The organism is Devosia sp. Micro-HW1, from assembly GCF_056341075.1.
In genome coordinates this window covers 3861553-3884767 of sequence record NZ_CP094375.1, presented here as the reverse complement: position 1 = coordinate 3884767, position 23215 = coordinate 3861553, and the positions used below count along the sequence as shown (strand labels likewise).

Sequence of the window (23215 nt, the reverse complement as noted above, 5' to 3'; positions counted from 1 at the left end):
GACCGCTCATGGCATTGGACAAGCACCGCGTCGTCGTCGTCGGAGGTGGCTTCGGAGGCCTCGCCGCCGCCAAGGCGATGGCCGGCGATGATGTCGAGATCACCCTGATCGACCGCCGCAACCATCACCTGTTCCAGCCCCTGCTCTATCAGGTTGCCACGGCCGCCCTCTCGCCCTCGGAGGTCGCCTGGCCGATCCGGCACCTGCTGCGCAGACAGGGCAATGCGCGCGTACTGATGGGCACGGTCGTCGGGGTCGACACTGCCAGCAAGGCGGTCATCCTCGAAGATGGCGAGCGGCAGGCCTACGACACCCTTATTCTCGCGACCGGCGCCCAGCACGCCTATTTCGGGCATGACGAATGGGAAGAATTCGCCCCCGGCCTCAAGACGGTCGAGGACGCCACCGCCATTCGCCGCAAGTTGCTGCTGGCGCTGGAGGCCGCCGAGCGCGAGACTGACACCGAGCGCAGGAAGGCTCTTCTGACCTTCGCGATCATTGGTGCCGGGCCAACAGGGGTGGAAATGGCCGGGGCCATTGTGGAACTGGGCCATGCCAGCATTCGCGGCCAGTTCAACACGCTTTCTCCCGAGGACCTGCGCGTGGTGCTGATCGAAGGCGGCGCGCGCGTGTTGCCCAATTTCGATCCGGAGCTGTCGGCCTATACGCTCGAAGCCCTCAGACGCATGGGCGTGGATGTGGAACTGGACCAGGCGGTGACCGCCGTGGATGGGGATGGCGTCACCTATGGCGAAAAGCGCCTCGAAACCCGCACCATCATCTGGGCGGCCGGTGTGGCCGCCTCACCGGTGGCCAGGTGGCTGGGCATGGAGGGCGACCGCGTCGGCCGGATCAAGGTCGAGCCGGACCTGACTGCGCCCGGCCTGCCAGACGTGTTCATCATCGGCGACGTGGCCAGCGCCACGCGCGAGAATGGCAAGCCGGTACCCGGCGTGGCGCCAGCAGCCAAGCAGATGGGCCGCCATGTCGCGAGGGCCATCCAGCGGCGCCTCGCCGGCGACACAACGCAACTGCCCTTCGTCTACAAGCATGACGGGGACCTCGCCACCATCGGCAAGAGCTCGGCCGTCATCGACTTCGGCTGGATCAAGCTCAAGGGGTGGTTTGCCTGGTGGGTCTGGGGCCTCGCCCATATCTACTTCCTGGTCGAAACCCGCACCCGCATCTTCATCACCATGAGCTGGCTCTGGATCTACCTCACCGGCCAGCGCAGCGCCCGGCTCATCACCCATGGCGACGCGGCCAAGACCCGGCCGCTGGAAGAAGTGGACGGGGGCTAACGCTCGATCACTTCCACTGCAGTGTTCGCCTTCGCCAGCATGCGTTCGCGCAGCCAGATGTAGAGGCCGCTGGCGACGATGATGCAGACGCCGAGGATGAACCACTGGTCCGGCGGCTGGTTGAAGATCAGCCAGCTGGCGATCGAGAGGTAGATGAGGCTGAGGTAACTGAAGGGGGCCAGGGTCGCGGGTGATGCGAAACGGTGCGCCACGGAATTGAGGTAGTGCCCGCCCAGACCCGCGGCGCCCATGACGAAGAAGGCGACCCATGAAATGGGCAGGCTTGGCCAGGTCCAGTCGGTGAAGGCGATGGGCAGCAGCAGGATGACGGGCGTGGCGCCGGCATAAAATTGCTGGGTCTGGGCCGTGTCGACGCCCGCCAGTTTGCGCGTCAGGATCGAGAATAGCGCGAGGAAAAAGGCGCAGCCGAGGCTCAGCAGCGCCGCCGGCTGGAAGGCCTCGGTGCCCGGCCGGACGATGACCAGGATGCCGCAGAAGCCGACACCGATAGCCAGCCAGCGTCGCCAGCCGACCTTTTCACCCAGGAGCGGGCCGGACATGGCGCAGATCATCAGCGGCGAGGTGAACTGGATGGCGCTGGTCACGGTCAGCGGCAAGAATTTCATGGCGAGGAAGTTGAGCCCGGTCGTGACCAGGAGGCAGGCGCCACGCAGGATCTCGAGCTTGAGGTTGTTGGACCGGAAAAGGTCCTTGCCGCTGACCGGCAGGAAGAGCAGCAGCAGAAGCACCAGATGCATGCCATAGCGCACGAAGACAATTTCCGTCGTCGGCAGGCCTTCGACCGAGAGCCACTTGGCGGAAATGTCGAGAATGAGCAGCACCAGTTGCGAAGCCAGCACGAGCATGATGCCCAGATTGGCCCGACTTTCGATGGGGGAGACGGCAGACATGGACGGTTCCGGCCGCAGGGAGAAGCGGTGGTTCACCGATGACGGAGGGGAGGGGGGCGAGTCAACAGTTCTGGTATGGAGAAAAAGGGCCGGCACAAAGGCCCCCTCACCCGCCGGCTGCGCCGTCGACCTCTCCCCCAGAGGGAGAGGTGAAGAGCGGGCGGCCGCGAAGCGGCACCTCTCCCTCTGGGGGGAGAGGTCGGCCGAAGGCCGGGTGAGGGGGCCTTCGGTTTGCTCGGCACCTTACCGATCACCGGCCCCCTGTTCTTCTCCCCATCGGGGAGAAGGTGGCGCGCAGCGCCGGATGAGGGGGATGGCGGAGACAAGCTCAGGGGCCACCGTGGCACCCCCTCACCCGTCTCGGCCTTCGGCCGATCCACCCTCTCCCCAATGGGGAGAGGAACAGGGATCAAAACGTCTCTGCCAGGTGCCTCACCTTGAGCGAGCCCCACCAAATCCGCCGACGTCACCGGCGCGCCATGCCGTGGAATGAACACCAGCTCCACCGGCTTGCCGGGCAGGAGGGTGATGGCGTTGTCGCTGAAATAGCCCGGGGCATCGACTGTTGCGGTGGCGAAGAAGGCCGGGTTGTCGCTTTCCAGCGTCAACACTGGCGCGCCGTCGCGGTCGGCCCAAGTTGCCGAGACTGTGGCGCCGACCAGTTCGTAGGCCTTGTAGGGCTTGGGGAAATAGTCGTTGGCGCCCAGAACCCTGCCCTGCGCATCCTTCCAGATGAAGTAGAGGAATTCGTCCTCGGCCAGACCACTCATGGCAACCGTGTTGACGGTGATGGCAGCGTCGGCGCCGACAGCGCTATTGCCCGAGAACAGGGCCCGGGTTTCGCCCGTCACCTTCACCGCCAGAACTTCAAGCGCCACCGAGACGGGGCGGCCAGTGTCGTTGATGGCGCGCAGCGCGATCTCGGTATTGTCCTTGTTCGGCACGGCGACGACGTTGACCAGATTGTAGAAGCGGCGTGCCATGTAGTGCATCAGCTTCCACTGCCCGCCGTAGTCGAGGCTCGACCAGGAGGCAACCGGCCAGATGTCGTTGATCTGCCAGTAGAGCGTGCCCATGCAGCGCGGCTTGGTGGAGCGCCAGTATTCGATGGCAGTCTTGATGGCGAGGCCCTGCTGGATCTGGCTCAGAAACACCATCTGGTCAAAGTCGCGCGGGAAGCGGAAATAGCGGTTCATCGTCTCGATGATGCGCGCATTGCCGCCATTGTTGCGCTGGTGGTTTTCCATGACCGGCGAGGACGGATTGCGGTCCTTTTCCTCGGCAAAGGTCTCGATGACATTCATCGAGGTGAAGGACTGGAAGCCGAATTCGGAAGCAAAGCGCGGATTGATGCTGCGATAGGCATCAAAGCTCTTGGCCGAGTGCCAGACATCCCAATAGTGCAGGTCGCCGCGCGTGTCGGAATGCCACCCGTCGGAGAAATCGAGATAGCCGAGCGAGGGCGAGGACGGCCAGAAGCGGCGAACCGGGTCTTCATCCTCGACTATGCGGTGCAGCAGTGAATTGAGGCGGTCATAATTGGCCAGATAGCGGCCCGGATCGGCCTTGGTTTCCGGGTACCAGCCCAGCGAACCGATGACTTCGTTGTCGCCGCACCAGAGGGCGATGCAGGCATGATGCGACAGGCGGCGCACCTGCTGGGTGATTTCGGTCTCGACTGAGGCCAGGAATTTCCGGTCCGACGGATAGCTCATGCAGGAGAACATGAAATCGTGCCAGATGAGGATGCCGAGCTCGTCGCACAGATCGTAGAACCAGTCCGGTTCATACTGGCCGCCGCCCCAGACGCGGAGCATGTTCATGTTGGCGGCCTTGGCACTTTCCAGCAGGTCGCGGACCACCGCCGGCGTGGCGCGGCCCGGAATGGCGTCGGCCGGAATCCAGTTGGCGCCCATCATGGTTATGTCGCGGCCATTGATGCGGCACTTGAAGCTGTGGTCGATCTCGTCCTTCTCGATAACCCACTGCAGATCGCGCAGGCCGATCTTGCGGGTGGTCACTTCGCCTTCGAGATTGGTCACGAGATCGTAGAGCGGCTGGGCGCCCTGCCCTGACGGCCACCAGATTTTCGGATCGCGGATGGTGATATTGTGGGTGAAGACGTTTTCACCCTTCTGCACCGCGACCTTGTCCGTGACGACCTGGCCGTCGATCGTGTGTTCGAGTTCAACCTCGCCATGAGCAAAGGCGAAAAGCCGAGTCTTTATCGAGAGTTCGACCGAAGTCTCACCATGGACCTGATCGACCTGGACGCTCTCCTGACGGGCGAGACGCGATTTCCTGAGGCTCATCGTGCCATAGACGCCGATGGGCATGAGGCAGATGCCCCAGTCCCAGCCGGCATGGCAGGCTGCCTTGCGGATGAAGTTCATGTGGATGCCCTTCAACCCGTTGGTCTGGTAGTTGTAGGTGAAGGGGATCGGGAACGGATGCGCGTCGGCCCGGGCCTTGGCGACATCGGGCGCAATGTCGAAATCGATGCGGAGCGTGTTCTCGCCCTCGCGCACCCTGCCCGTAACGTCGATGTCATTGCGCACAAAGCTGTTGTCGGTGCGGGCCACGACATCGCCATTGAGGCAGATGGTGGCGATGCAATCGACCTCCGCCAGGGTCAGCGTGAGATAGCCGTCGATGTCAGATGCCGAGGCGTCAAAGCGGCGCTCCACGGACCAGGCGGTCTCGTTGACCCACATCACCACCTTTTCGTTTTCGCCGAAATAGGGGTCGGGGATCAGCTTTTCGGCCAGAAGAGCATGGTGGACGTCTCCCGGGAGGGTCATGGTCGTGGCGATGTTCCGCGACGGCGCCGACAGGGAAAACTGGCCGCCCAGATCAAGGGCGGAATTGCGGGCAACGATGGCCATAAATCACTCCTCCGGGGTCGGCCACAGCCGACACGAACTGGCCAATACCAGCCTCCGCAATCGATATCAATGCAACGTTACAACCAGCGCATTCCCGTCCGCGCGGCGGATCGGTCAACAGTAAGGCGCGGCTCAACTGTCGGCAGAACGACAATATTTCCAAGAACGTTTTTCCATTAAATTAGGACTTGCCGCTATAGGTTTGTCAGACGAGGGGTCTGATCTATGTCCGTCTTGCGGCGCATTACTGGGATATTCTCCGAGCCACCCAACGCACCTGAACTCGCGTTGGCACAGTGGCGTGCCCTTAGCCGCCAGGTTCCTCTGATGTATGCGATGTTGGTCTCCAACTCGCTGATCCTGGCCTGGACCCACTACGGCGCCGCACCCATCGAGCTGACAGTCTACGTCCCGGTCGTGCTGGTGACGCTGAGCGTCCTCAGGACCATCGTCTGGTGGTTTGCCCGGCACCGGGAGCCCAGTGTGGCACAGGCACGAGCGAATCTGCGGGCCATGATCTGGGTTGGCGCAGCCCTTGCGCTCGGCTTCACCGCCTGGAGCTTCGCACTCTTCCCGTTCGGCGATGCCTATCTCCAGTCCCAGGTCGCCTTCTACATGGGCATCACCACCATTGGCTGCATGTTCTGTCTCATGCATGTCCGGGCAGCAGCATTGGCCGTCGGCATGTGCGTGCTGGTGCCGTTCACGGTGTTCTTCTTCGCCTCCGGGCAAGGGACGCTGATCGCCATGGCGATCAACATGGCGCTGGCTGTCGCCGTCCTCCTCATCATCCTGCTTGGGAACAACCGCGATTTCGCCGACCTCGTCGCGTCCCGGGTCGAGATGCTGGATCGCCACGCCGAAACCCAGCGGCTGCTCGAGGAAAACCACCGGCTGGCCAGCATCGACAGCCTGACGGGCATTCCCAATCGCCGCAGCTTCGAGCGCACCCTGAACCAGTTGCTGGCAGAGGCCCAAGCCCGCGGCCGATCGATCATGGTGGCGCGCATCGACATCGACAATTTCAGGTCGGTGAACGAGATCTATGGCCAGATCACTGGCGACCTCGTGCTCAAGGAAGTGGCGCGCCGCTACACCCAGATCAAGCGGTCGAGCACCGTTCTCGCCCGGCTCGACGGCGACAATTTTGCCCTGATCATTGACGAGGAAGGCGACGAGGCCACCTTGCTGGCCTGCGGCAAGGTCATTGCCGACACGTTCAAGCAGAGCTTCGACATGCCTCTGGGTGTCGTCCGCATCACCGCCTCGGTGGGCCTGGCGGCGTCCCGGCCCGACGACACGGCCGAGACGCTTTTCGACCACGCCGACTATGCCACATGGGTTGCCAAGCGCGAAAAGCGCGGCGGCTGCGTGCTGTTCTCCGAAACGCATCTGCAGGAGCTGCGCAAGACGCGGTACATGGAAGACCTGCTGCACACGGCCGATCTCGACGAGGAAATCTACATCCTCCTACAGCCGCAATATGACGTGTCGCTGGGCGAAACCACGGGATTCGAGGCCTTGGCGCGCTGGCGCAGTCCGGTCCTGGGCGAGGTGTCGCCGGTGGACTTCATTCCCATGGCCGAGCGTACCGGGCAGATCAGCCGCGTGACCCAGGCCGTGCTGCGCAAGGCCATCGCTGCCAGCGAGGACCTGCCGCGCAGCATTCGCCTGTCGGTCAACCTGTCGGCCAATGACATCGGCTCGACTTCAGCCATCGAGCAGATCGTGGCCATGTTCGGCCGCAGCAAGTCGCCCTGCCGTATCGACTTCGAAATCACCGAAACGGCCGTCCTGCGCGATCTCAAGCAGGCCAATCAGTCGCTGCTGGTCCTGCTGGGCCTGGGCTCCCGCATTGCGCTGGACGATTTCGGTACCGGCCATTCGAGCCTCACGCATGTGCAGAAGCTCCCCCTGCACCGCATCAAGATCGATCGCAGCTTCGTGGCCGAAGTTACCAACGACCCGGCCAGCCGCGCCATCGTCAAGACCATGATCGACCTGTGCCGGAACCTCGGCATTTCCTGCGTCTTCGAAGGCATCGAGACGGAAGAACAGTTGCGGGCGCTGGTCTCCCTGGGGGGCTCGGTGATGCAGGGCTATCTCTTCGGCCGGCCCATGACATCCCAGCAGGTGACGGAGTACCTGAAGCGCGAGCGCGGCATGCGCCGTCTCGAAGGCCGCGCCGCCGGCTGAGCGAAAAGGGGCGGACTTTCGCCCGCCCCATCGTGTTCGCTCGTTCGCCGCTCGGGCATAGCCCTCATGGCCTTTCAGGACGCCCCGCCATTCGAGCATGGCTCTCATGGCCTTGTCGGCTCAAATCGCCCCACCGGGGCGATTTGCCCTAATGGGACGCCTCCAAGTCAAGGAAACCTCCCGACTGCCGCTCCCAGAGCATGGCATAGTGCCCGCCCGAGGCCAGCAGCTGGGCGTGGGTGCCCTCTTCCACGATCCGGCCCTTTTCCAGCACCACCAGCCGGTCCATGGCCGCGATGGTGGAGAGCCGGTGTGCAATGGCAATCACGGTCTTGCCCGCCATCAGCTGGGTCAACTGCTCCTGGATCGCTGCCTCCACCTCGCTGTCGAGCGCCGAGGTGGCTTCGTCGAGCACCAGGATGGGCGCGTTCTTGAGCAGCACCCGGGCAATGGCAACGCGCTGGCGCTGCCCACCCGAAAGCTTCACACCCCGCTCGCCGACATGGGCATCGTAGCCCCTGCGGCCCTGCGGATCGGCCAGGCCCATGATGACATCATGCACATTGGCCTGTTCGGCCGCCCGGATCATCTCCTCGTCCGTCGCTTCATGACGGCCATATTTGAGGTTCTCCCGCACCGAGCGATGCAGCAGCGATGTATCCTGGCTAACCAGGCCAATGGCGGCCCGGAGGCTTTCCTGGGTGACCGAGCGGACGTCATGCCCATCGATACGTATGGACCCTTCCTGCACGTCGAACATGCGCAAAGCCAGGTTCACCAGCGTCGACTTGCCCGAGCCCGACCGACCGACAAGGCCGATCTTCTCGCCCGGCGCGATGGAGAGGCTGAAGTCGTCGATGATCGAGCCTTCCTTGCCGCGCCAGTAGTTGAAGTGGACCTTGTCATAGTCGAGCCCGCCGGCCTTGACCTCCAGCGCCTTGGCCTCCGGCGCGTCCAGCATGGTCAGGGGCTGGGCGATGGTGTCCATCGAGTCCCTGGTCGTGCCGACCTGGCGGAAGATGTTGGAGCCGATTTCGAGGATCCAGCCGCTCATGTTCATGATCTGCAGCGCGAAGGGAATGGCCGTGGCCACGGCCGCCGCACTCAGCGTGCCATTGTTCCAGCCGGTCAGCGCCAGCCAGGTGACCGAGACCACCAGGCCCGCATTGAGCATGAACAGGATAGACCACATGTAGGTGAAGACCCGCATCAGCTTGCGGAACTCGACCGCGTGTTCCATCACGCTGTCGGACACATACTTGTCCTCATGCCCTCCGGTCGCAAAAGTCTTGAGCGTCTGGATATTGGTGTAGCTGTCGACGATCCGGCCCGTCATCACCGACTTGGCTTCCGAGAGCGTCTCGGAATAGCGCGCGATCAGCGGCATGGTGATGGTGAAGAGGATTGCGTAGAGCAAAAGCCACACCCCGATCGGCACCAGCAGGACCGGATCGAGCTGGGCCAGCACCACGATGGCGACAACCACGAAGACCAGCGCATACCAGGCCGCGTCGATGGTCAGGTTCACCCCGATCTCGATGGCTTCACCGGCCTGGATAATCTTGTTGGCGATGCGCCCGGCAAAATCGTTCTGGAAGAAGGTCCAGCTCTGCCGGATGACATGCCAGTGGCTCTGCCAGCGGATCAGGTCGACGAGGTTGGGCACGATGCCGTGGTTGCGGATCAGCGTGTCCAGGAGGAAGGCGAGCGGACGCACCAGCACGACCACGAACACCATCCAGAGCAGTGTCTGGGTGTGCAGGTCGAAGATTTCACCGGGGTTGGTGGTGGCCAGCATGCCCACGATGAGCCCGACGAAGACGGGCATCAGCGCATCGGCGACGGAACCGATGGCAACAAGGACGATGCGAAGGATGAATGCCAGCCGGAACTGGCCGACGAAATAGCCCACGAAGGGCCGAAGGCCCATGGGCGGCTGGCGGTTCTCAGCCAGGGCGATGGGCGAATAGAGATTGTCGAAGAAGTCTACGACGCGGTTGAACATTTGTTCTGCTCTTGTTTGAGCCGCGCCTGACGCAGTCAGTGTGCGATCAGGTTCGGTATCGATCCGATTTGGCTTGCGTGATGGCGGTCAGGCCCACAGCGGGATGGCGATTACGTCGGATCATGATGATGTCACCCATTTGGGTACTCCTCTGGTTGTTAAGTCTCACGGCGAGATCGAGCCCTTGGCTTCACCCCACCCTTGGTCCCTCCCCCTCAAGGGGAGGGAGACGATGAACAGCGGCGACAGTGCCACTGAAGGTCGACCCTGTGCATCCCTCCCCTTGAGGGGGAGGGAATGAGGGTGGGGTGACTCTTGCCCTCCCGCCCACCACTCCCCTCTTCCGCAATGGAAGAGGGGAAGCAAGACTACTGCGCCGCCTCTTCAGGCTCGTCGAGATCGAGGAAGCCGCCGGACTGGCGGGCCCAGAGCTGGCTGTAGATGCCACCGCTGTCGACGAGTTGGGCGTGGCTGCCCTGCTCGACGATGCGGCCCTTATCGAGCACGACAAGCCGGTCCATCATGGCGATGGTCGAGAGACGGTGGGCGATGGCGATCACCGTCTTGCCCTGCATGAGCATCTGCAACTGCCCCTGGATGGCCGCTTCCACTTCTGAGTCCAGCGCCGAGGTCGCTTCGTCCAGCACCAGAATCGGCGCGTTCTTGAGCAGCACCCGGGCGATGGCGATACGCTGGCGCTGCCCGCCAGAGAGCTTCACGCCCCGCTCGCCCACATGGGCGTCGTAGCCCTTGCGGCCCTGCGGGTCGGTGAGGGTCTCGATAAAGTCGGACGCCTCGGCCTGTTCGGCGGCGGCGCGCATCATTTCCTCGGTCGCGTCGGGGCGACCATAGAGGATGTTCTCGCGTACCGAGCGATGCAGCAGCGACGTATCCTGGGTCACCACGCCGATATTGGCGCGCAGGCTATCCTGCGTGACATGGGCAATGTCATGCCCGTCGATCAGGATGCGGCCATCGGCGCGGTCATAGAAGCGCAGCAGCAGGTTGACGATGGTCGACTTGCCTGCGCCGGACCGGCCGACAAGGCCGATCTTTTCGCCAGGGCGGATATGCAGGTCGAGGTCCTCGATCACGCCGGACTTCTTGCCGTAGTGGAACGAGATTTTTTCGAACTTGATGTCCCCATTGACCGCTGGAAGCGTCTCGGCGTCTGGCTTGTCGGAGACGACACGCGGCAGCGAGATGGAGTTGATGCCATCCTTGACCGTGCCGATATTCTCGAACAGCGACGACATTTCCCACATGACCCACTGGCTCATGCCCTGGAAACGCATGACGAGCCCCAGCGACACGGCGAGCGTGCCGGGGGTCATGGCCCCGTCCATCCACAGCCAGATGCCCATGGCGCCGACCGCGAACAGCAGCAGCGCATTGGACCAGAGCACCAGCATGTTGAGCACGGTGAACAGGCGCATCTGCCGGTAGACCGTGTCGAGGAAGCCATCCATGGCCTCCTTGGCATAGGTCTCTTCGCGATTGGAATGACTGAACAGCTTGACCGTGGCGATATTGGTGTAGCTGTCGACGATGCGGCCCGTCATCATCGAGCGCGCATCAGCCTGCGCCTGGGAAATCCTGCCCATGCGCGGGATGAAGTAGAACATCATCGCCACATAGGCGGCCAGCCAGACGAGGAAAGGTATGGCCAGCCGCCAGTCCGCCGAGGCCGCCAGGATCACCGCGCCGGTGAAATACACGGTTACATAGACCAGCATGTCGAGCAGCTTCATGACCACTTCGCGCACGGCGAGCGAGGTCTGCATCAGCTTGGCGCCGATGCGACCGGCGAACTCGTCCTGGAAGTAGGTCATCGACTGCCGGATCAGGTAGCGATGCGCCATCCAGCGGATGCGCTGGGGGAAATTGCCCAGGAGCGTCTGGTGCATGGTCAGCGTCGAGATCAATGCGATGCCGGGCACGATGAAGACGATCATCGCGCCCATCAGGGCCAGCTTCCAGCCGTCATTCTCGAGGAACGTATCCGGGTCGGCGGCAGCCAGCCAGTTCACGACATCCCCGATAAAGCCGAAGACGATGATTTCGCCGGTGGCCACAAGAGCCGCGGCAACGGCCATCAGCGCCAGCCATTTCTTGGCACCGTCGCTGTAATGGAGGCAGAATTCCAGAAGACCCTTGGGCGGCTCGACCGGATCGCTCTTGGGATAGGGATCGAGGCGTGTTTCAAACCAGCGCAACATTGCTAGCACCCTTGCTCAGTCAGACAACGGCAGGCTTGCGGGCCAAGACCATTCACCCACCCTCTCGGCGGAATGATGGCTTTTCTGGCCGCAGGGCGGAGCCGTGCGGAAAATATGGAACCAATGCTCGTGCCGACCGTCTTGGGCGCAGAGGAGCATCGCGCAGGCAGCTTCATAGAGCCTCCTCCCGAAGCCGTCACAGTGACGGCAAGAGACATGCTATGCAGCCGAGAGCCGCATAGGTTACACGAGAGCGACGAGTCGACTGTCACCAGACAGACACAGCCGGGATAGATTGGTGCGTTATTTGTTCACCCATAAGCAAATTTCCTCATCTCCCCCGGTCATCAGTCATTGCCCGGCTTGACCGGGCAAACCATGCAATGGCGAGTTGGCAACTGGACCACCCGGTCAAGCCGGTGGTGACAAAAATAGGGGCACAGTTCACTTAGGAACGGCGCCCTGGCAAAAACCAATGTCCGGCACATATTGTGCGGACCGAAACGACTGGACGGCGGCATGCGTACCGACACCGAATTGACTGTCTACCTCAAAGATTATGCCCCGACCCCGTACCGGATCGTGTCAGTAGAGCTGGACTTCAAGATCCTCGAGGAGAGCACCCGCGTCCGGGCCCAGCTCACCATCGAACCGCGCGAAGGCACCGCGCCGGGCACGCCGCTGGTGCTCGATGGCGACGAACTCAAGCTCGATTCCATCGCCGTCGATGGCGCGCCGCTGATCCTGTCGGCCTATGCCAGCGACGCCAATTCGCTGACCCTGGTCGAGCCGCCAAATCGTCGCTTCGTGCTCGAAACCGAAGTGACGCTCAATCCGGCGGCCAATACCAAGCTCATGGGCCTCTACCGCTCGAGCGGCACCTGGTGCACCCAGTGCGAGCCCCAGGGGTTCCGCCGCATCACCTATTATCTTGACCGCCCCGACGTACTTGCGCCGTTCAAGGTGCGGATGAGCGCGCCGCGTGACCTCGCGCCGGTTCTGCTCGCCAATGGCAATCTCATCGATCAGGGCGACCTGGGCGATGGCATACACTATGCCGTGTGGGAAGATCCGTTCCTCAAGCCCGCCTATCTCTTCGCGCTGGTCGCGGGCGATCTCAGCTCGATCACCGACAGCTTCACTACGATGAGCGGCCGCCAGGTATCGTTGGGCATCTACTGCACCCATGGCAAGGAAAGCGAATGCTTCTACGCCATGGACAGCCTCAAGCGCTCCATGGCCTGGGACGAACGCCGCTTCGGCCGCGAATATGACCTCGACGTGTTCAACATTGTCGCCGTCAGCGATTTCAATTTCGGGGCGATGGAAAACAAGGGTCTCAACATCTTCAATGACCGGCTGGTCTTCGCCAAGCCCGAGACGGCGACCGACGCCAACTACCACGGCATCGAGCGGGTCATTGCCCACGAATATTTCCACAACTGGACCGGCAACCGCATCACCTGCCGCGACTGGTTCCAGCTCTGCCTCAAGGAAGGCCTGACCGTCTTCCGCGACCAGGAGTTCACCTCGGACGAGCGCAGCCGCCCGGTGCAGCGCATCCATGACGTGCAGAACCTGCGCACATCGCAGTTCCCCGAGGATGGCGGTCCGCTGGCCCATCCGCCGCGCCCGGACAGCTTCCGCGAGATCAACAACTTCTACACGACCACGGTCTACGAGAAGGGCGCCGAAATCGTGCGCATGCTGGCGACTCTGCTGGGCGAAGCCGGCTTCCGCAAGGCCATGGACCTCTATTTCGAACGCCATGATGGCGACGCGACCACGATCGAAGCCTTCATCAAGGTGTTCGAGGATGCCAGCGGCCGCGACCTCAGCCAGTTTGCCACCTGGTATCTGCAGGCCGGCACGCCGCAGGTCGGTGTGTCCGACAGCTACGACGCGGCCACCCAGACCTACACGCTGACCCTCACCCAGAAGGTCGATCCGACCCCGGGCGAGCCGACAAAGAAGCCGCTGCTGATCCCTGTGCGCTTCGGCCTCATCGGCCCCAATGGCAGCCCGATGGGCTGGAACGGCGTGTCGGGCGGCACGGTCGACGGCGACCTGATCCTCCTCGACAGCGACAGCGTCACGCTGACCTTTACCGGCGTCGCCAACAAGCCGGTGCCGTCGCTGTTCCGCGGCTTCTCGGCCCCGGTCAGGGTCACGTCCAATCTCGGGCAGAACGACCTGCTGTTCTTGGCCCGCCATGACAGCGATCCATTCAATCGCTGGGATGCCCTGCAGACGGCCTCCACGACGCTGATCGCTAACGCGGCCCAGGGCACGCGCTGGACCGACGGCGAAGTGGATGCCCTGCGCCAGGCGCTGGTCGACACGCTGGAAAATCCCGATCTCGACGACGCCTTCAAGGCCCAGGCGATCGAAATTCCAGCCGAGACCGTCGTCGGCCGCCATATCGGCAAGGATGTCGACCCCGACGCCATCTCGAAGGCGCGGAGCGACCTCATCAAGGCGCTGGTGGGTCCGGTGGGAGACAAGCTCGTCGCGCTCTATGACAGCCTCGCCGTGGACGCGCCCTATAGCCCGGATGCCGGACAGGCCGGGCGGCGCTCGCTGCGCAATGGCCTGCTTTCGCTGCTGGTCGCGGGCACCGATACCGGGGCAGGCCTCGCCAGCCGCCAGTACGACACTGCCACCAACATGACCGACCGCTATGCCGCCATGGCCATTTCGGCGCGCAACTGGACCGAGAGCGCCCCTGCCCTCCTCGGCGATTTCCGCACAAGATTTGCCGGCGACCCGCTGGTCTTCGACAAGTGGCTGACGGCTTCGGCGCAGGCACCGGATGCCGGGGTGATCGAGCGCATGCGCGCGACGCTCACCGCGCCCGACTTTCCCAAGACCAACCCCAATCGCCTGCGCTCGCTGCTGGGCAGTTTCGTCATGTCCAACCCGGTGCAGTTCACCCGCGCCGATGGGCTGGGCTATCGCTTCATCACCGAGGCGGTGGCTGGTATCGACAAGGTCAACCCGCAGGTCGCCTCGCGCATCCTCACCGGCTTCCGCATCCTGCCCACGCTGGAAGCGAGCCGTCGCGATGCCGGTATCGAGGCGCTCAAGGCCCTCAAGGAGCAGCACACCCTGAGCCGCAATGTGGGCGAAATCCTCGACCGCATCCTGGCTGGTTGAGGACCAAAAATTGGGGGGGCACCAGGCGGCCCCCCTTTTTCACCAGGTGACGCCTGACGTTGACAGTCTGCCAACCAATTGCGGGTGGCCTGCCGGGGCCCGGTGTCAGCATTTTGGAAGAATTTTTTCTTCCCCCTAAGTGATTCTGCCGACTCTGCTTTTTCCCATTCGATGGATTTGCGCCTGAAAGGCGCTCTGGACAATCAGGGGCGACCTGATTCATACCTTGTTAAGAGCGGTTCGGCTCGGGGCTAAGTCTTTACAAGAATGGAGAATTTCATGCGGTCGTCGGAGGTTTCCGGCGCCGGCGCACTCGGATTCCGCGTCGGCCTAGGGAAGAACGAAAACCGGACGAAATCTTCAGACGCCACCTGGCGCTTCACGCGCACATCCGCCGTCATCGCGGCCACCGCCTTCCTTTCGGCCACCCTGTTTGTCGCCTATGACGTGGCCCACACCTTCACCGGAATTCGCCAAGACCTTGCAATTATTGGCAAAAGTCTGGCATCCGAGCTTTCCTCGCGCAGCCCGGACCAGGCATCAGAAGCCCTCATTTCCTCGGCAATCCTGCTCGGCGATGTCGCCCAGGCCAGCCTTTCGGGCACCGACAACAGCCACTACGCGCCGCTGGCGTTGACCTTTCCTGCCGGCGCCCATGGTGACCTCACCATTTCAGCGGCACCGCGCGCCGCCCTCGCCGACATTGCCGGGCGTGGCGCCGCAGCCTTCGCTTTGGCGGGCCTGCTCACCCTCGGCTCCTCGCGCCGCCGACGCGGAAGCATGCCGGATTCCCAGCAGCGCGACAGCTACAGCCAGCTCGCGGCCGCTATCCCGATGGGCCTCGCCTGCTGGACCGGCAATGGCCAACTCATTGTCTGCAATGAACAATATCGCCGCCGCCTGGATCTGAGCGATATGAAGCTCAGCTATCATCAGGCCGTCAGCCGGCTCATCTCCGGCGGCTACATGAAGATGGTGCGCGAAGATCACAATATGCGCCTGCTCGAACTCCACTGCGAAGACGGGACGGTACTGCAGATCGACGAGCGGCCGCTGGGCGACGGGGCCTTCATGACACTCGTCTCCGACATTACCGAGACCCGCCGCACCGACGCCCTGCTGCATTCGATCCGCAACGAGCAGCGCCAGCTGGCCCGGCGCTATCACGAGGAAAAACTCAAAGCCGAGGCCGCCAGCCGCGCCAAGACCAATTTCCTCGCCCATCTCAGCCACGATATCCGCACGCCGCTCAACCACATCATCGGCTTTGCCGAATTGATGCAGCACCAGACCTATGGGCCGCTGGGCGACGCGCGCTACGCCGAATACATCGAGACCATCAAGAAATCGGGCGAGCATCTGCTCTCGTCCTTCGCGACGATCCTCGATCTGGCAGAGCTTGAGAACGGCAGCAAGGCGCTGCGCCAGGACCCGGTCCTGCTCGATGAAGTGCTCGGCGCCGTGGCGCAGCGCTTCCAGGGCCAGGCCCAGCGCGCCGGAATCCGCCTCAGGACCGGCAAGCCGACCGGCGCGGTGCTGCGCGGCGACAGGCTGGCGCTGGTGCGCATGGCCGGAAATATCGTGGACAATGCCATGCGCTTCACTCAGGCCGGCGGCCAGGTGACGCTGGCGGGCTTTGCTGCCGAGGATGGTGTCGTCATCGAAGTCACCGATACCGGCATCGGCATGAATGAAGAGCGCCTTGCCAGCCTCAGCCAGCCCTTCGCACTCGGTGACGCCACCTTCACGCGTGAAGGCGCCGGTCCGGGCCTCGGCATATCGATTGCGCGCGCCATTGCCGAACTCAGCGGCGGGCGCATGGCCATCGATTCCAGCCCTGCCTTGGGCACGACGGTCGCCATCACCCTGCCCATCGAACCCGCAGCCGCCGAGCTGATCGCGGCCTAGGGCTAAAGCCCCGCTGCCTTGGCGTACCAGTCCTCGGTTGCGGCCTGCACCTCGAGCTGCATCTGCGCAATGTCGAGTTCCAGCCGCCCGAAATCGGGATAGTTGCAGAGATGTGCCAGGAGGTCCTTGAAGGCCGGGGTCCAGGCCTCTTCCTTGAACGGGCTGACCAGCGCCGAGCTCATCACCTGCAGAGCCGTCGAATAGACATTGTGGATTTCGGCCAGGCGCTGGCCTGATGGCACGAGGCCGACCTGCCCCAGCCGGGCCAGGACCTGTGCCGTGGGCGCCTGCGGCAGGGCGACGGTCGCGCCTGCCACCAGTTGTGCAGACTGGGCGAGAAATTCGAGATCGACCAGGCCACCTGAAGCCAGCTTCAGGTCAAAGGCATGGCGGGGCTTGCGTTCGCGCGCCATCAGGGTGCGCATCGACACCACATCCTCGATGGTCCTGGCGACGTCGCGCGGGCGTGACATAACCTCCGCGATTTCCTCATCCACCTTGCGCCCGAGGTCCCCGGTGGCAGCAATGACCCGTGCGCGGCTCAGGGCCAGGTGTTCCCAGGTCCAGGCATTGTCCTTGTGATAGGCGCGGAAGCCGCCAAGGCTCGTGGCCAGCGGGCCCGAATTGCCCGAAGGCCGCAGGCGCATGTCGGCCTCGTAGAGCACACCCTCTGCCGTCGGCGCCGACACGGCTGACACCAGACGCTGAGTCAGCCGGGCGAAGTAGTGCGAGGTCGAGAGAGGCCGCTCACCATCGGATTCCGTATCCGCCGCATCGTAGAGAAGAATGAAATCGAGATCGGACGTGTAGGTCATCTCCCGGCTCGCCATCTTGCCAAAGGCGAGCAGCGCCACCTCGGCCCCGGGAATGTGACCGTGACGGATGGCAAACTCGGCCTGCACCTTGTCGAACAGCCGGTGCAGCAAGGTCTCGGCCAGGGCGGTGAACTGCTCGGCCGCACCCTGCGCCGAGACCGTGCCGGAAAGCAGGCCCGCCGCGACCAGGAATTTCTGCTCCTGACCGATGATGCGGGCCCGGTCGATCAGCTCTTCATACGAGCGCGCATCGGCCAGGAAGGCATCGACCTTGCCTACCAGCACGTCGCGATGTGTCACATCATTGGCGAAGGCCGGATCGATCAGCCCATCCATGACATGGGCGCGGTGAATGACCGCCTCGGACATGCGCGGCGCCGAGGCCATGAACTGCACGAGCAGCGTGCGCAACTGCTCGTGATTGCGCAGGAGCGCGAAGAGCTGCACGCCGCCTGGCAGGCGCGAGAGGAAGTCGTCAAAATGGGCCATGGCCGCGTCGGCATTGCCGGCACGGCCAAAAGTCAGCAGCAGCGCCGGCAAAAGCTCGGTGAGGTGCGCGCGTGCCGCCGCGGTGCGGGTGGCAGCATAGGAGCCATAGTGCCACTTGCGAACCGTCTCTATGGCCTTGTGCGCATCGGCAAAGCCCATTGCGGTGAGCGTTTCGAGCGTGCCCGGATCGTCGTCGCTGCCGGTAAAGACCAGGTTGCCCTCGCCCGACCCCAGCGTCTCTCCCTCGGTGAAGAGTTCGGCATAGTAGCGGGCCACCCGCTCAAGGGCGGCACGATAGGTTTTTTCGAACGTGGCCAGGTCGGCCTCGCCCATCAGCCTTCCAATGACCGCCACCTCTTCGGGCGTATCGGGCATGATATGGGTCTGCTCGTCGCGCAGCATCTGCAGGCGATTTTCCACGGCGCGGAGGAACCAGTAGGTCTCGGTCAGCTCGCGGGCCGTCTTGTCGCTGATCCAGTTCGCCTCAGCCAGAGCTGCAAGAGCCTGCGAGGTAGGCCGCACGCGCAAGGCCTTGTCGCGCCCACCGGCGATCAATTGCTGGGTCTGGGCGAAGAATTCGATCTCGCGGATGCCGCCGCGCCCGAGCTTCACATTGTGACCCTCGACCCGGATGTCGCCGACCTTCTTGGAGACGTTGATCTGGCGCTTCATCGCCTGGATGTCGGCAATGGTCGCGAAATCAAGGTGCTTGCGCCAGACATAGGGCGCCAGCTCCTTGATGAAGGCCTCACCGACTTGCCTGTCGCCGGCACAGGGGCGCGCCTTGATCCAGGCGGCGCGTTCCCAGTTCTGGCCGCGCACTTCGTAATAGGCCAGGGCTGCATCGAAGGATATGGCGACCGGGGTCGAGCCGGGATCGGGGCGCAGCCGCAGGTCGGTGCGGAACACATAGCCGCCGACCTGCCGGTCCTCCATGAGGCCGACCAGCTTCTGCACCATGCGCGAATAGATTTTCGTCGCTTCGGAGGGATCTGCCAACACCTCCTTCTGCGGATCGAAAAAGGCGACGATGTCGATGTCGGAAGAGTAGTTGAGCTCCCGCCCGCCATGCTTGCCCAGGGCGAAGATGGCGAGCCCACAATTGGCCGCCGTCGCCTGCCCCCGCTCCAGCACCAGTTGCCCCTTGTCGAAGGCCTGCCGCATGAGCAGGTCCATGGCGGCTTCCAGCGCGGCATCTGCGAGGTCGGACAGCGCCTCGGTGGCGCGAGCCGTCGTCCATGCCCCGCCGGTTTCGGCCACCGCGGCAAGAAGCGCTGTGCGGCCCTTGGCCCGGCGCAGCATGGAAGCCACAGCGGGTTCATCAGCAGTCTTGCCGGCATGGGCCACCTCGGCCAGCAAGGCAGCGAAGGCCTCGTCGGGGCCCTGCTCCAAGGCGGCGACCAGCCATTGGCCATGCTCACGCGCCAGGTCGAAGAGGTAGGGCGCCTCCTCCAGCAGCGGCCCCAGCAGGCCCGCCTGCGCTTTCAGCGCCGCGCCCTCGGGAGCCGGCAGCTCGGCTACGAGGCCATCGAAACGGGGATGATCGACTTGCGGCAGGGGCGCGAGAATGGTGCTCATTTTTGAGCCATAGCGCGGCCCCGTGGCCCGGGCAAGGCGGGGGTTCAGGCCAATGGCAACTCGATGACCGCACGCACGCCGGGGCCGTTATCCTCTAGCGTGAGCGTACCGCCATGCAGCCGCGCCACCGCATTGACCAGTGACAGGCCAAGCCCGGAGCCCGGTTCCGAGCGGCTCTTTTCAAGCCGCACGAACCGTTCGAGCACCCGATTGCGATCGACCTCGGGAATGCCCGGACCGTTATCGGCGACCACGATGCGCACCCGGCCGTTGGCACGCCGCAGATCGACATCGACATGACCGCCATCGCCGCTTTCAGGCCTGGCATATTTGACGGCGTTTTCGAGCAGATTGACCATAGCCTGGCCCACCAGCTCCCGATTTGCCCTCAGCATCACACCGGGCTCTACGCGGGTTTCAACCATGATGCCCTCGTCTTCGGCGACCGGGCCGTAGAGTTCGGCAACGTCGGTGACGATATCGCTGACATTGATCTCGGACAGCGCGCCGGAAGGCGCACCCGCCTCGACGCGCGCGATCATCAACAGGGCATTGAAGGTCCGGATCAGGCGGTCGCTCTCGACAATCACGGTTTCAAGCGCATTCTCACGGGTCTCTTCGCTGGCGGTATCACGCAGCGCGGCCTCGGCCTGATTGCGCAATCGGGTCAGCGGCGTCTTGAGATCATGCGCCACATTGTCGGTGACCTCCTTGAGGCCCTGCAACAACTGCTCAATACGGTCGAGCATGGCATTGAGATTTGTGGCCAGCGCGTCAAACTCGTCATTGCGCCGCGTCACTGGCACGCGTTCGCTGAGATTGCCCGACATGATCTTGGTCGAGGTCTGCTGGATCGTGTCGATCCGCTTGAGAACGCGGCGCGCGGTGATGCCGCCAGCGACCAGCGAGAACAGGATGATCCCGACCACGCCCACGAGGAAACTCTGAAGGATGATGGCCGAATAGCCGCGCCGCTCGACGACGTCGCGTCCCACGACGAGGCGCATGCCATTGTCGAGCTCGACGGAACGTACCACGGCAACGCCTTCGCGCTGGCGCTCCGGACGCGGGTCCTCTGCATCGACACTGTCGCCCAGAGGGTTGGGGCGCTCATAGTCGAAGCTGTAGACCCCAGGATTGATCACCACTTCCACGGGGACGTCGGTGACGTTGCCGAGCAGGTACTGGCCGGTCGCATCGCCAAGATAATAGATGCCCGGCCCGGGCTGCGAGGCAGTCCGATTGAAGGCAAAGGCGAGTGCACGCACGCCCTGACGGGCCTCGATGCGCTCGAACTGGCGGATCTCGCGATCGATATCGTCCGCCTGCTGGCGCTGGATCTGTACGCTCGACTGCCAGCCGATAAAGCCCATCAGCAGGATGGCAAAGATAACGAAAATGGCGATGAAGGTGGCGGTCAGGCGGACGGTGGAAGTCCGCCAGACCTGCGCGAAACGGCTCACGACCTACTCCCGGATCATGTAGCCTGCGCCGCGCACGGTATGCAGCAGCGGATTGGCATGACCCTTGTCGATCTTCGAGCGCAGGCGCGACATGTGGACGTCGATGACGTTGGTCTGCGGGTCGAAGTGATAGTCCCAGACATTTTCAAGCAGCATGGTGCGGGTGACGACCTTGCCGGCATTCTTCATGAGATATTCGAGCAGGCGGAATTCGCGTGGCTGGAGCAGGATGTTCTCGCCGTCGCGTTCGACCTTGCGGCTCAATCGGTCCAGCGACAGGTCACCCACGGCATAGCTGGTGGCGGCCTCGGCCGGGCTCGAGCGGCGGGCGAGCACTTCGACGCGGGCCAGAAGCTCGGTAAAGGCATAGGGTTTGGTCAGGTAATCGTCGCCACCGGCGCGCAGGCCGGTCACCCGGTCGTCGACTTCACCGAGGGCAGACAGGATCAGCACCGGGGTCTTGTCGTCTTCGGCCCGCAGGCTCTCGACAATGGACAGGCCATCGCGACGCGGGAGCATGCGGTCGACAATCAAAACGTCATAGTCCATGCCCGAGGCCATGGCGTAGCCCGTTTCGCCGTCGGCGGCATGGTGGGTGACGTGACCGGCTTCGTCGAGGGCCTGGACGAGATAACTCGCCGCTTCGCGGTCGTCTTCGATCAGCAGGATTTTCACGTCTGACGCTCCGTCTTGAAATTGGCCCCGGAGCAATGCCCCGGGGCCGATGCACGTTATTCAGCTTGTTCGATCGGCAGACCAACGAAGCGGGATTCGCCGTCGCGGGACACCTTGATCAGGACCGTATTGAGGCCACGATCCTGCACCGCCTGTACAGCGGCGTCGAAGTCGGCGGCCGACGAAACCGGCTTGTTGTCGACTTCCTCGATCACGTCACCGGTGGCAAAACCGCGCTGGGCAGCGAGGCTATCGCCCTCGACGTCCTGGACCAGGAGACCACCCGAACCGTCACCATTGGGCACGAGCGACATGCCCAGGCTGGTGGCGGCTTCCGGAACGGCTTCCGGCGGGGTCGGCTCGGCGGGTTCTTCGGCGGCAGCGGTCTCGTCGAGCTGCTGGAGCTGAACCGAGATCGTCGTTTCGGCGCCATCACGCCAGATGGTCAGCTCGACGGTCGAGTCGGGCGACTTGCTGGCAATGGTGCGGCTGAGGTCGAGCGCATCGTCAATCGGCTCGCCATCGACTGCGGTGATGATATCGCCCGACTGCACGCCGGCAGCACCGGCAGGACCATCCTCGGTCGGCTCACGAACAATGGCACCCTTGGCGCTGGGCAGGCCCACGCTGTCGGCAATGTCCTTGCTGACGTCCTGGATCGAGACGCCCAGATAGCCGCGGGTCACAGTGCCGTCGCTGACCAGCTGATCGACGATGTTCTTGACCGTATGGGCGGGAATGGCAAAGGCGATGCCGACATTGCCGCCAGTCGGCGAATAGATGGCAGTGTTCACGCCAACCACTTCACCGTTGACGTTGAAGGCCGGTCCGCCGGAATTGCCGGTATTCACGGCAGCGTCGATCTGCAGGAAGTCGCCATAGCTGGAGCCGCCAATATCGCGGCCTGCGCCGGAAATGACGCCGACGGTGACAGTGCCGCCGAGGCCGAAGGGATTGCCCACGGCAACCACCCAGTCGCCCACGCGGCTGGCTTCATCCTCAAAGGTCACGAAGGGCAGGTCTTCACCCTCGATCTTGAGCACGGCAAGGTCGGTGCGCTCGTCGGTACCGACGATTTCAGCAACCTGCTCGGAGCCGTCCTCGAACACCACGGTTACCTTGGTGGCATCGGACACGACGTGGTTGTTGGTGACGACATAGCCGTCAGCCGAAATGATGAAGCCCGAACCGGCTGCCATGAACTGGCGTGGACGTTGGGCGTCGCCGCCCTGCCCGCCCTGGCCACCAGGACCGTTGGGACCGAACTGGTCGAAGAAGTCACGGAAGGGGTGGTTCTCGGGGAGATCAGGGAAATTGAACTCAAAATTGAAGTCTCGGCCGCCACCCTGGATCTGACGGTCCGGCGCCTCGGCTTCCACCAGAATGGACACCACGGCCGGCTTTACGGCTTCGACGAGGTCGGCAAAGCCCTGCTGCACCGAAGTTTGCGGCACCACGATCTGTGCGGCGTTCTGCACCTGGGCATTGGCTGCCTGGCCGGACATGACAAATGCGGTGGAAACGCCACCGATGCCAACCAGCAGGGCCAGGGCGGAAGCGCCCAACCAGCGACTGGTACGCGAAAGAACAGTCGAACGCATGGGAACGTATCTC

The 23215-nt window shown here is 63.5% G+C and carries 12 protein-coding genes; 4 read left to right on the top strand and 8 right to left on the bottom strand.

The window, feature by feature from the left end; genetic code table 11:
• The first annotated feature begins 14 nt into the window (after positions 1 to 14).
• Entirely contained in the window at positions 15 to 1301 is a 1287-nt protein-coding gene (locus MQW79_RS18670; RefSeq protein WP_476588264.1) for an NAD(P)/FAD-dependent oxidoreductase, read from the top strand.
• On the opposite strand, the gene MQW79_RS18665 is transcribed toward MQW79_RS18670, so the two are convergent.
• Positions 1298 to 2212, bottom strand: coding sequence for a DMT family transporter (locus MQW79_RS18665; RefSeq protein WP_476586031.1), 915 nt, complete (start codon positions 2210 to 2212; stop codon positions 1298 to 1300). The genes MQW79_RS18670 and MQW79_RS18665 overlap by 4 nt on opposite strands.
• A 32-nt stretch (positions 2213 to 2244) precedes the next feature.
• A complete protein-coding gene (locus MQW79_RS18660) occupies positions 2245 to 5097 on the bottom strand; it encodes a beta-mannosidase (RefSeq protein ID WP_476586030.1) in 2853 nt (950 codons plus the stop codon).
• A 327-nt stretch (positions 5098 to 5424) separates the two neighbouring features.
• On the opposite strand from MQW79_RS18660, the gene MQW79_RS18655 reads away from it, so the two are divergent.
• Positions 5425 to 7293, top strand: coding sequence for a putative bifunctional diguanylate cyclase/phosphodiesterase (locus MQW79_RS18655; protein ID WP_476586029.1), 1869 nt, complete (start codon positions 5425 to 5427; stop codon positions 7291 to 7293).
• Between the two features lie 148 nt (positions 7294 to 7441).
• Here the strand turns inward: MQW79_RS18655 and MQW79_RS18650 are convergent, their stop codons facing one another.
• A complete protein-coding gene (locus tag MQW79_RS18650; RefSeq protein ID WP_476586028.1) occupies positions 7442 to 9298 on the bottom strand; it encodes an ABC transporter ATP-binding protein in 1857 nt (618 codons plus the stop codon).
• Positions 9299 to 9666: 368 nt separating this feature from the next.
• Complete coding sequence (locus MQW79_RS18645; protein ID WP_476586027.1) at positions 9667 to 11517, bottom strand: ABC transporter ATP-binding protein; 1851 nt, start codon at positions 11515 to 11517, stop codon at positions 9667 to 9669.
• A gap of 519 nt (positions 11518 to 12036) precedes the next feature.
• Between MQW79_RS18645 and pepN the strand changes: the two genes are divergently transcribed.
• Both pepN and MQW79_RS18635 read left to right on the top strand, forming a co-directional pair.
• Positions 12037 to 14673, top strand: coding sequence for an aminopeptidase N (gene pepN / locus MQW79_RS18640; RefSeq protein ID WP_476586025.1), 2637 nt, complete (start codon positions 12037 to 12039; stop codon positions 14671 to 14673).
• 279 nt (positions 14674 to 14952) lie between these two features.
• Positions 14953 to 16581 carry a sensor histidine kinase gene (locus MQW79_RS18635; RefSeq protein ID WP_476586024.1) on the top strand — a complete coding sequence of 543 codons (1629 nt, stop codon included), beginning with the start codon at positions 14953 to 14955 and terminating at the stop codon, positions 16579 to 16581.
• Between the two features lie 2 nt (positions 16582 to 16583).
• Here MQW79_RS18635 and MQW79_RS18630 read toward each other — a convergent pair whose 3' ends face one another.
• From MQW79_RS18630 to MQW79_RS18615, 4 genes are read right to left on the bottom strand one after another with little or no spacing between them, the layout of a single operon-like run.
• Positions 16584 to 19463 carry a bifunctional [glutamine synthetase] adenylyltransferase/[glutamine synthetase]-adenylyl-L-tyrosine phosphorylase gene (locus MQW79_RS18630; RefSeq protein ID WP_476586023.1) on the bottom strand — a complete coding sequence of 960 codons (2880 nt, stop codon included), beginning with the start codon at positions 19461 to 19463 and terminating at the stop codon, positions 16584 to 16586.
• A gap of 44 nt (positions 19464 to 19507) precedes the next feature.
• Positions 19508 to 20926, bottom strand: a complete 1419-nt coding sequence (locus MQW79_RS18625) for a HAMP domain-containing sensor histidine kinase (protein WP_476586022.1) — start codon at positions 20924 to 20926, stop codon at positions 19508 to 19510.
• A 3-nt stretch (positions 20927 to 20929) separates the two neighbouring features.
• On the bottom strand, positions 20930 to 21601 hold the full coding sequence (locus MQW79_RS18620) for a winged helix-turn-helix domain-containing protein (protein ID WP_476586021.1): 672 nt from the start codon (positions 21599 to 21601) through the stop codon (positions 20930 to 20932).
• 56 nt (positions 21602 to 21657) lie between these two features.
• Positions 21658 to 23202 carry a Do family serine endopeptidase gene (locus MQW79_RS18615; protein ID WP_476586019.1) on the bottom strand — a complete coding sequence of 515 codons (1545 nt, stop codon included), beginning with the start codon at positions 23200 to 23202 and terminating at the stop codon, positions 21658 to 21660.
• Between the last annotated feature and the right edge of the window lie 13 nt (positions 23203 to 23215).